Here is an 11,561-nt window from a genome sequence, read left to right as displayed (position 1 = left end):
ATGACAGTGGGTTTTTGTTTTTGCATTATTCAAAGTTGGATTGGGAATGATACATTTGCGCATAATAACCATTTTGAGCAATTAATTCATCATGACTACCACTTTCAATAATTTCTCCAAATTTTAAAACAAAAATTAAATCAGCATTTTTGATGGTGGATAATCGATGAGCAATTAAAAATGTAGTTTTATTTTTTAATAAATTAATCATTGCTTGCTGAATTTCTTTTTCGGTTGTTGTATCCACAGAGGAAGTGGCTTCATCTAAAATTAATAATTCTGAAGGAGATAAAACCGCACGAGCGATGCCAATTAGTTGTTTTTGACCATGAGATAAATTCTCACCATTATTTTTCAAAATAGTGTCATAGCCATCTTTTAGTTGCATAATAAAATTGTGGGCTTCAGCAATTTTAGCAGCTTCAATGACTTGTTCTTTAGTTGCACTAATGTGCCCGAACCGAATGTTATTAAAAACCGTATCACTAAAAATAATGTTATCCTGTAAAACAATGGAAATGTTTTCGCGCATACTTGGTTTTGTAATGTTTTTGATGGAAACACCATCAAATAAAATATCACCTTCAGTCAGATCATAAAATTTAGTTAATAAGTTGATGAAAGTTGATTTACCACTCCCAGTTGGTCCGACAATTGCAACAGTTTGACCCCGTTTTACTTTGAAACTAATGTTCTTTAAAACATTAATGTTTTTTTCATAAGCAAATGATAAATTTTTTACTTCAATATCAGTATGCAAATCAGCCTTGTTTAAATAAGAATAATAAAATGGTTTTATAAAAGCATCACGTTTTTTCTTGATGTAATTTTGGTAAGTATTAATGTTGGCTGGAGTTAAAACTTCATTTAAGGGTTTAATGATTTTTCGGGCATCTTTATTTTGGACTAACCGTACATTGATGTTTTCATCAAAGTTATATTCTTCTTGGGCTTGAGTTAACTCTTTCAAGCGGGCTGAAGATGAAAAGAAAGACTGAATGACATTAATGGAATTGGTTATTTGAAACAATGGTTCTTGAAAGGTTCGCATCATTAATAAGAATGAATTAATGACGACGATGTAACGACCATAATAATTTAATAAATTGAAAGTATCATTATTGACATCAGTACTTTGAAAAATAACCGAATCATAAATCCCAGCGGTATTTATTCGGTAATAAGCAAAAAGAATGCCAATAATGTTTACCATAATGAACAACAATTGGGTAATGAATCGATTTCAGGGAAAAATGAATGAAAACCAAAATTCAACTTTATACTGTTGACGAGCATAATCATCATTCATTTGACTAAACTTTTCACTAAAAGCTTTTTCTTGATTAAATAAATTAACCTCTTGCTGTCCCGCGATGGCTTCTTCTGAAAAAGCTGATAAAACACCTAAGCGATTTTGGCGTAAAGCATAATATTTTTGGGATTTGAAAACAATAAAAAAAGCCCCTAAAAATGAAGCAGGAATGATAATGATTACAATGATAAAAAAATAAGGACTAATAACAATCATTGCAACAAGCATTGTTGAAAGAACAAAAATTGAAGTAAATAATTGTGAAATCATTGATGGCAATTGTGAAATGGCTGAATCAATGTCGTTATTAATCCGACTTAAAAATTCACCCACCGCCATTTTGTCATAATAAGCTACTTGAGTGCGTAAAATTTTGGCATATAAAAAATCAGTTAATCGTTTAGACATGCGTTCAACTGTAAAAGCAATACCAAAACTTAAACTGTAATTAAATATGAAAGTGGCAATGTAAATTAGAATTAATATTCCACCTAAAAAATCAACTCGAGAATTGTAATTAGCATCACTAATATTTTGCTGGGTTAGTTGGTTGTTAATCACTTGGTTTAAACTTTGCATGACAAAAATACTTGCTAAACCTAAACCACTAACAATTAAAGAAAAAAGTCCAGAAAGAATAATAAATTTTCAACCGCCTTTTAAAAAAGAAAACATGAATTTGATGATTTCAATGCGGTTAATTTTTTTGCGATCTTTATTTCAAATGTGACTATCTGTATTAGTTTTAAATTTTGACATAATTATTCACCACCAGTTTGGGATTGATAAATGCGGGAATAAATATCGCAACGGCGAATTAATTCTTCATGTTTCCCAATATCAATAATTTGACCTTGATCTAAAACTAAAATTTGATCAGCATGAATAATTGAAGAAATTTTTTGTGAAACAATAATTTTGGTTACCCCTTTTAATTGTTTCAAATTACTAATTAATTGTTTTTCAGTACGCGCATCAAGCGCAGAAGTAGAATCATCAAAAATCAAAATTTTAGCTTGTTTCAACAAGGCCCGGGCAATACACAAACGTTGTTTTTGTCCTCCAGAAAAATTAGAACCCCGTTGTTCGACCCGAGCTTCTAATTGTAATTCTCGATCTTTGACAAAATCAGCAGCACAAGCTAATTCCAAGGCTTCTCACATTTCTTCAGTAGTTAAATTTTCTTTAGCAAAATTTAGATTAAAGGCAATTGTGCCACTAAATAAATTATTTTTTTGAGGAACAACGGTTACTAAATTACGGAGTGCTTGTAAGTTCATGTTTTTCACATTAACCCCCCCGATTTCAACCACTCCACTTGTTGCATCGTACAAGCGAGGAATTAAATTGACTAAAGTCGATTTTCCGCTACCAGTTCGGCCAATAATGCCTAAAATTTGGTTGGCAGGAATTTCTAAGTTAATGTTGGATAGAGAATTTTCAGCTTCTTTAAAATAAGCAAAATTAACATCTTTAAATTTGATGATTGTATTTGCGGGTTTTTGGGCTTGTGAATCTGCTAAAAAATGCATTGAAGTCTTGAAATCCAAAACATCATAAACTCGTTTAGCAGAAACATTAGCTCGGCCTAAATTACTTAGAATTCATGTAGCTAAAATAATGGATAAAACCAAGTAAGCTAAAGTTTGAGTGATAGCGATAATTTGGGCCAAATCTAAAAGATGAAAATGCACCCCAGTTCAAATTACGGTTAAAGTTAATGAGGCCATTATTAAGTTAATAACAGGACCGAAAAGATTTTCGTACTGATAAGTTTTGACATAGCCTTTTCTTAATTCTTCTGTAGTTCGAGCATTATTTTCAAACATTAAATTTTCTAGGTTATAGGATTTAATGAAACGAATTCCTAAAAAAGTTTCTTGGATGTTCCGGTTTAAACGTTCGCTATGAGTTTGGGTTTTAAAAAATAGTTTACGACTTTTATTAACAGCTAACCAAATGAAACTGAAGTTTAAAATAATGAATAAAATAACAATTAAGATAATGACAAATCGTAAATCTTGATTGGCCAAATTAGGATTGAAATTATTGGATGTATTATTAGTGTACAAAATAACAATAGTCGCTAAAATACCACCAATAAACATGAAAATTGCTCTTAATAAAACTTGGTTAGCCCAAGTTAATCAGTTGATCATATTGTTCAGGTTTTTCCCGATGCGACTAATTAAAGTACTAGAAGGAAAGACATTTAAATCAGCATAAGTAAATGTGGTAATTTTTTGATAAAAATGTAACCGCATTTCTTTACCAAAACCAATTGTTAACCGAGCACTAATAATCCTGGCTGTTACTCCCATGAAAAATGAAAGAATATTGACAGCTAACATTCCCACACCAATTAGAATGATAGTATTCAGAGAACGTTGGGGACTATATAAGTTATTAATTAGTTGTTGTAATAATAATGGAGTTGTAATGTCGGCAATAACTTGAATAAAAAATAAAAATTGAGCAAGAAAATAAATTTTATAGTGTTTCTTGAGGATCTGTTTTGTGGCTCTTAGCATCTAATCTTTGCTCCACGATTTTTTGTTTTTCTAAATAAACTTTGATCCACATAATGTCATTGACATTCACACCACTAATTCGCAAAGCTGATTGTACTGTTAATGGTTTAGCAGCATTTAATTTTTGTACCGCTTCAGCAGCTAAATTAGGAATAACTCGATAATCCTCAATTTTCGCTAATGAAGTTTTTTGCCATTTTTGGATAGCATTAATTTTAATGTTTTGTTTGCGAATATAGCCTTCGTATTTGATCTTAATCATCAATTTTTCTACAGCATATGGACTTAAAGGCAATAATTTATCACCAAGCTTAGCAACAACTTGATGGTATGAAGCATTAGGACGTTTTAATCAGTTCAATAAATTTAATGGCCCAGCATCGCCATCAACTAAATTATAAGTAGCAGCATAATGTTCGGCTAAAACGGCAATGTTTTGTTCGATATTTTTTAATTCTGTATTGATTTTTTGGTAGTCAGTCTCACTCACTAGCCCAATTTGATAACCATATTTTAATAAACGTTCATCAGCATTATCATTCCGTAAATGTAAGCGATTTTCTGCTCGAGAAGTTAGTAATCGATAAGGATCATTAACGCCCTTAGTAGTTAGATCATCAATTAATACTCCAATATAAGCCTCGTCCCGACCTAAAATCAATGGAGGTTGATTTTTAATTTTTAGCGCAGCATTAATCCCAGCCATTAATCCTTGACAAGCAGCTTCTTCATAACCCGAAGTTCCATTAATTTGACCTGCAAAATATAAACCACTAATTTTTTTAGATTCTAGGGTTTGATACAACTGAATGGGATCAATCGCATCATATTCAATCGCATAAGCAAAAGTTTTGATTTCAACGTTTTCAAATCCTTTAATTGTTTTCAAAATTTTTACCTGCATTTCTTCAGAAAATGAAGTTGACACCCCAGCAACATAATACCAGTCATAATTTCGGGCAATTGGTTCAACAAAAATTTGGTGTTTTAACCGATCAGGAAACCGAACCACTTTATCTTCAATACTAGGACAATACCGTGGTCCTACTGCATCGATTGTGCCGTTGTAAACTCCAGCTAAATGAATGTTATCAGCAATCAATTGATTAGTTTCGGGAGTAGTAAAAGTAAGATAACAACTCATTTGGTTATCAAAATCAATTTTGGTGGGATTGGTGTATGAAAAGCATAAATCAGGATCATCACCCCGATCTTCTTGCATGACAGATAAGTCTAGTGATTTTAAATAAACCCGTGGCGGAGTTCCGGTTTTTAAACGTAATAATTTAAAACCTTGTTCCTTTAAAAAGGTTGATAAAAAATTAGCAGCAGGGTTTTGATCTGGACCAGAATCAGCGAATTTTTTATCACGATATAATGCAGCTTTTAAATAAGTTCCTGCGGTAATAATGACAGCATCAGCATAATAGGTTTGGGCGGCAGTTTTTAATCCAATAATTTTTTGGTCTTCAATTAATAATTCAGTCACTTCATCTAAAACTAAATCAAGGTTGGGTTCTTGTTCGATGCGATTTAAAAACCAAGCATGATACAACTCTTTATCAATTTGGGCTCGGTAACATCAAACCCCAGGACCTTTAGAATAATTCAGTTTTTTAATTTGAACTTTAGTTGCATCAACCGCAATTGCTTGCATGCCTCCTAATGCATCAATTTCCCGAGTAACTACACCTTTAGCTGGACCACCAACTGAGGGATTGCAAGGTAGATTAGCGATGCTGGCTAAATTTAAGTTAAACAAACCAACTTTTAACCCCATTCGTGCTGGAGCAAAAGCAGCTTCTAATCCAGCATGGCCAGCTCCAACGACAATGATGTCGTATTTTTTTGTTTCCATAAAATAAGTACCTTTAAATCAATGAAATAATGACCATTAAAACACGAAAAACAAAGGAAGTTTTCCTTTGTTTTTTTATTCCTCAGCGGCTTTAGTTTTCGTGCGAGTGGTTTTTTTAGCTTGTTGGTTTTTTAGTGGTTTGGGATTTTCGGGATCATCTTTAATAAACCGACATTTGGGGAATGTTGAGCAACCAAAAAAGGTGTTACCATAACGACTAGTACGACGAACTAAAGGACTTTGACACAATTCACAATCCTCACCAACAAAAACGGGTTTTACTAATGGTTCAACAAACCGACATTTTGGATAGTTAGAACAACCAATAAATTTTTTGGGATTAGCAGTACGATAACTTTTGCGATAAATTAATTGGTGTTCGCATAATGGACACAAACGACCAACATATTCAGGTTCAACTGGGGGTTGATTTTTTTTGGCTTCGGTCAAAGTAGCTTGAAATTGGGTAAATAATTCTTTTAAAAAGTTTTTTCACTCAACTTTGTCTGAGGCAATTTCATCCAGTCCTTCTTCCATTTTACGAGTGAAATCAAAGGACATGATGTTTGGGAAAATATCTTGTAATCGTTCAACAATCTTCATTCCTACATCAGTCGGAACTAAAGCAGAATTTTGTTTTTGAGCATAATCACGTTTTAAAACGGTGTTAGCGATTGTTGCATATGTTGAAGGTCGACCAATGCCTTCTTTTTCTAAGGCCCGAATTAAACTAGCTTCATTAAAACGTGCGGGTGGTTTTTTATCATGCTGTTCGACATCAATGGTTTTTAAAGGATAAGCTTCGTTTAAAACTAGTTTAGCAGTTTGGTTTAGTTCGATATTTTCTTCTTCATTTGTCTCGTCTAATTCGACGTTAGTTTTACGTAATTTGTATTGATCAAAAACTCGTTCAAATCCGTCAAATTTGCGAACCCGAGTGTAATTGTTGAACAAACAACCATTATTTTCGAAATCATAATATTGGTATTGGTATACAGCCTGGCTCATCAAAGAAGCCAAAGCCCGAGTTCAAATTAAACAATAAACTTGAAATTTAGTTTTATCCAAATAAGGCTTAACAATTTCAGGAGTTAAGGACAAATCACTTGGCCGAATTGCTTCGTGAGCCCCTTGAACTAGTTCTTTTTCGCTTTGGTTTTTCTTGGTTGTTTTTTTGACTTGCACACCTTTTCAATAATCTGCACCAAAAGTTTTTTTGATGTAGGTTTTGGCTAAATCAACAAAAGTTTCAGACAAATCAGTGCGATCAGTACGAGGATAGGTAATTAACGAATACATTTGGCCATTAATTTCTACTCCTTCATATAATTTTTGAGCAGTTGATTCAACTAGTTTAGATGAAATTTTAAATCGGCTAATGGCTTCTTGTTGTAAAGTAGAAGTTTTTAAGGCAGGTTTTGCATTAATTTTTTCTTCTTTAGGAGCATGTTCTTTAACAAAGATGTATTCATCATTCAATTGATCAATCACATTTTGTGCACTTAGTGCATCATGAAAATTAACTTTACCATCATTAATGTTTTCATTTAATTTGTAATTTTTGATGTTACTACCCAATTTACGTAAAGTTAAGTTTAATTTGTTTTTTAACAATACATTAATGGTGAATCAAGATTCGGGAATAAAATTACGGATTTCATTTTCACGAATCTGTAAAAATTTTAAGGCAACACTTTGGACTCGACCAGCAGAAATACCACCTAAAAATTGGCGGACAAATCCTGATAATTTATAACCAAAATTACGATCCAATAATCTCCGAGCTAAATAGGAATTTACTTGGCTTAAATCAATTTGACGCGGATGATTCAACGCTTCATGAATAGCACGATCAGTGATTTCATTAAAAACGACCCGAACACATTTTTTTTGATCTTCTTCTGGTAATAAAGATCAAACGTGTCAAGCAATAGCTTCACCTTCACGGTCAGGGTCAGTAGATAAATAGATTTTATCCGCAGCTTTCGCCGCATCACGAATTGTTTTTAAAATCTCTTTTTTATTATTTTTATCGTTGATTTTTTTAGTTTCAACGATTACCCAGTTAGGATCTAGATCACGATTAAATCCCATTCCAAATTTATTTAAATCACGCAAATGACCATAAGTAGCTAATAATTCCATGTCTTGATTTTTCAAGTAATGAGAAATAGTTTTAATCTTATTTGGTGACTCAATGATCATTAAATTTTTAGACATCGGCAATCCCCTAAAACATTTTATTTTTTCTGTCGATAATCAGATAGTTGACTAATTGTAACCAAAATCATTGGTTTTTTTTGTAACTGTCGCTCAATCATACGCATGACTGATTTTTTTAAGTTAATCTTCAGTAATTTAATGCTTACTGAATTACTTTTAGCTAACCCTAAATTCTTCTGAATTTCATCTGTTACAGTTTTTGAAATCATTTTTTCAATATCAGTTGTACGTTCGTGGTCAGAAGAAATTAATCCCATAGTTTGAATCGCTGGTTGGGAAAATAAATTCTTTTCTTTATCATAAATGGTGTTAATCATTACCAAACCATAAGCAAACATGTTTTGGCGTTCTAACAAAATTGATGTTTGAATATCAACTACTCCTCCAAAATCCACATATTGTTCGCCCACTTGTAGCTGGGAAGTTTTTTGGGCTTTACCATCAATTAAATTGGTCATTTCCCCGTTGTATAAGAAACGAATTTTATGAGGATTAATGGTGTTCTCGCAATCTTTAATATAAGAAGCGAACTCTTTATAATAACCAATTCCTGGAAAAACTAATTTAGGATTTAGTAAGTTTAATAAAAATTTATGATCTTCAGATCCAGCAATTGGTAACTGAATGGTACGCCCAATTTTTTTAGTGCGCACATCATTCCGTGAAATTTCATCTAATAATTTTGCTTCTCGTAATTCTAAACCAGATTGAGTAATGGTGTTCAAAATAAAAGTATCGTTATCACCAAAACTAATATTAGAATCCTGACCAGTTAAAATCTTGTGCATCTTGTGGTACAAACGATCCTGATTACCTGTAATTAAGATAATGACATCATTATCTTTGGGAATTTTTTTGGAATCAATTAATGATAAGCCCTCATTACTAATGTATCTCATTTTGATTAGTTGATCAAATAACTTGGATAAAGTATTAGAGTAAATAACTAATTTTAGTCCATAAATTTTTGAAATTTCTGCGACATTTAAAACTGTTAACAAATCATTGTCATAACATGCGACAATCATGCGATTATTGCTGTTGGCAATTGCTTTTTTTAGAAAAGAGAAATTTTTATAAGAAGGTGCTGCAAAACCTAAATTTTTACCCACATTTTGTAAACCAACAATTAAAGCTAAAACATTAAAGTTAGTTAATTGGGGCAACATTAATAATTGGGATTCATAACCAGGCATTTTGGTGTTTTCTACAATAAATTGATCAATGAATACAATTGCTCCATCATTAGTCTTAAAAACCCAACCTAATGAGTCAGGCATGCTGTTAAAAATTTTAAAGGGAACAACTTCGCATTGCCCTGCTTTAAAGGTTTTTAAAGCGGAACAAACCCGAATTTTCGGTTCTTTTTTGCTGAAGGATTCAGATCGACTTTTTCGGGCAAACCAGTTCTGAATGATAGTTTGCCCCACTTTAGAAGTATAGACTGGAATTTCGTGGCCTAAAGCTTCTAAAAAGAATGGTAAAGCACCAATGTTTAAAAATTCTGGAGTACCCAGAAAAATTCCTTTAATTCGGCGTTTGTTTTTCTTCAAATAATGAAGATCTGGAATTACTTTAGAAATTCCAAATTGGTTGGTAATATCATCGCCAATTCCGGTGTTTAAGATGAAAATTTCATCATTAATTTCTAAAACTCCAGAGTATTTAGCGCGTTCGTCTTGGCCTCCTAAAGCAAAATATTTAATATTTGCCATTACATTTTCCTTTTTAGCATGATTTGGGGGTGAGTAAGTAAAAAACAATTTGTCAACTGTTTTGAAAGGTCTTATTTTTAGTGATTTTGCTAATTTTACTGGCCTAAAATTGTGCTAATCAACTTCTTTTATTAGTAGTAATTTGTTATCAAAATAATAAAAACTTAATATTTTATTATAATACCAACATATTAATAATAAGGGCGAAATATTTTTTAGCATAATTTAATTATTTAAATTCTCCTTTTTTCTTTTTTTCACCTAATTAAAGAATGTAGGAAAAATAACCAAATTTCAGCCCAACTAAGAAGCTTAAAATTTTATGAACCAACAAATTCAAGACATCAGCAAAAAACTGCAAGGTGTCATTAATGGTTTTTGTGTTTATGAGAGTGGTTTACGTGGTTTGTTAATTAACCAAATGCACGAAAATTTTGGTCAAAATTTTCGGGTCTTTGGTATTGCGGATGATCAATTACTTTTTTATCGTCAACTATTTAATGAACAAGAATTACTTTATGTTGAAGCTGAAAAAATTCAGTTACCAGCGTTTGTTCTTAAAACTATTGCTGCCCGACTTTTTCAAAAAACTCAAAATGATTTCATCATTGCGGTAATGGTTTATCAGCAAAAAACTTATGTTTGTATAGCGATTACTGGCAATTATTTTTATGAAGCTGAATTTAGTTTAAATGATGTATCGGTAACAGACCAAATTTATGAAGCCTATGTTCGCTTGATTGATATTGTGACAGAAGTAACTAATAATCTTTAATGAACAAAAAATCAAAAACTAAAAATGCAGCAACAGCTTCACATTTAACAACTGATTTATTTTCCTACTCTGAAAATGATTTCAAAAAAGGAAAAAAAATGAAAACAGAAGTAAACAAGCAGTTAAATGATTTAAAAAGTTTTGTTGGTGCTAAAGAAATTTTTTTAGCTAATCAAAGTTTTGCAAATGTTGATTTCTTTTCAACAGGATCTTATTATTTAGACAAAATTCTGGGTACGGGGGGTTGACCTAAGGGTCGAATTATTGAAATTTATGGTTCTGAATCATCTGGTAAATCTACTTTAGCTTTAAAAGCAATTGCTGAATGTCAGAAAAATGACGGGAATGTGGTTTATGTTGATTCAGAGGGCAGTTTTGATGGAAAATGAGCCCAGACTAATGGAGTGAACTTGGATAAATTGATGTTAGCTAAACCAGAAACAGGTGAACAAGCTGTAACCATTGTTAATGCTTTAGTTAAAACAAAGTTGGTTGATTTAATTATTGTTGATTCAGTTGCTAGTATGACTCCTAGTGTGGAAATTGAGGCTGATGTTACTGATCAAAGTATGGGTTTGCATGCGCGTTTAATGTCTAAAGCGATGCGCTTAATTCAGGCTAGTTTGTTATATAACGATCGCACTACTATTATTTTTATTAACCAAACTCGTTCTAAAATTGGTGTTACTTATGGCTCAAATATAACTACTACTGGTGGTAATGCTCTAAAATTTGCTGCATCAGTACGGGTTGAATTGAAAAAATATGAAGCAATTCGTGAAAGTGCAGATATCATTGGCTACCATATTAAGGCAACAGTTATTAAAAATAAATTAGCAGCTCCAATGAAAAATGCTCTATTACCTTTTTATTTTCAAGTGGGATTTGATCAAATTAGCGAAATCATTCAAGCGGCTTTATCTAAGGGCATTTTAATTAAAAAAGGTACTTGATACTATTTAAAAGATGAAAATTTAGGTCAAGGTATTAAAGCTGTTCGGGAAAAATTAGTAAATAATACTGAACTGTTTACAACCTTAAAAAACCAAGTTTTAGAACAAGAAAAATAAAAACTATTTTTGTAATTTTTTATTGTCAAAACAATCACCATAAAGAAACAACAACCACAAAATATTTTTTGAAATTT

7 protein-coding genes are annotated in these 11,561 nt (G+C 31.8%); 2 read left to right on the top strand and 5 right to left on the bottom strand.

All coding sequences use genetic code 4. The features are described 5' to 3' along the window. Positions 1-25: 25 nt before the first annotated feature. The 5 genes from NPA10_RS03700 to NPA10_RS03680 form a co-directional block, all read right to left on the bottom strand. Positions 26-2,071, bottom strand: coding sequence for an ABC transporter ATP-binding protein (locus tag NPA10_RS03700; protein WP_256547365.1), 2,046 nt, complete (start codon positions 2,069-2,071; stop codon positions 26-28). A 2-nt stretch (positions 2,072-2,073) separates the two neighbouring features. After that, positions 2,074-3,843: an ABC transporter ATP-binding protein gene (locus tag NPA10_RS03695; protein WP_256547364.1), complete on the bottom strand. Its 1,770-nt coding sequence runs from the start codon at positions 3,841-3,843 to the stop codon at positions 2,074-2,076. Then, positions 3,803-5,701 carry a tRNA uridine-5-carboxymethylaminomethyl(34) synthesis enzyme MnmG gene (gene mnmG, locus NPA10_RS03690; protein WP_256547363.1) on the bottom strand — a complete coding sequence of 633 codons (1,899 nt, stop codon included), beginning with the start codon at positions 5,699-5,701 and terminating at the stop codon, positions 3,803-3,805. The genes NPA10_RS03695 and mnmG overlap by 41 nt, the downstream gene beginning before the upstream one ends. Positions 5,702-5,776: 75 nt before the next feature. Next, on the bottom strand, positions 5,777-7,921 hold the full coding sequence (topA, locus tag NPA10_RS03685; protein WP_256547362.1) for a type I DNA topoisomerase: 2,145 nt from the start codon (positions 7,919-7,921) through the stop codon (positions 5,777-5,779). A 20-nt stretch (positions 7,922-7,941) separates the two neighbouring features. Then, on the bottom strand, positions 7,942-9,639 hold the full coding sequence (locus tag NPA10_RS03680) for a ribonuclease J (RefSeq protein WP_256547361.1): 1,698 nt from the start codon (positions 9,637-9,639) through the stop codon (positions 7,942-7,944). 322 nt (positions 9,640-9,961) lie between these two features. Between NPA10_RS03680 and NPA10_RS03675 the strand changes: the two genes are divergently transcribed. Then, positions 9,962-10,414 carry a hypothetical protein gene (locus NPA10_RS03675; protein WP_256547360.1) on the top strand — a complete coding sequence of 151 codons (453 nt, stop codon included), beginning with the start codon at positions 9,962-9,964 and terminating at the stop codon, positions 10,412-10,414. Then, complete coding sequence (gene recA / locus NPA10_RS03670; protein ID WP_256547359.1) at positions 10,414-11,484, top strand: recombinase RecA; 1,071 nt, start codon at positions 10,414-10,416, stop codon at positions 11,482-11,484. Before NPA10_RS03675 ends, recA begins: the two co-directional genes overlap by 1 nt. The last annotated feature ends 77 nt before the right edge of the window (positions 11,485-11,561 follow it).

Origin of the sequence: Mycoplasmoides fastidiosum (assembly GCF_024498275.1) — a bacterium.
In the GTDB taxonomy this organism is placed as follows: Bacteria; Bacillota_I; Bacilli_A; order Mycoplasmatales; family Mycoplasmoidaceae; genus Mycoplasma_N; species Mycoplasma_N fastidiosum.
The sequence above is the reverse complement of the archived record's forward strand: the minus strand, read 5'-3'. Positions and strand labels throughout refer to the sequence as shown.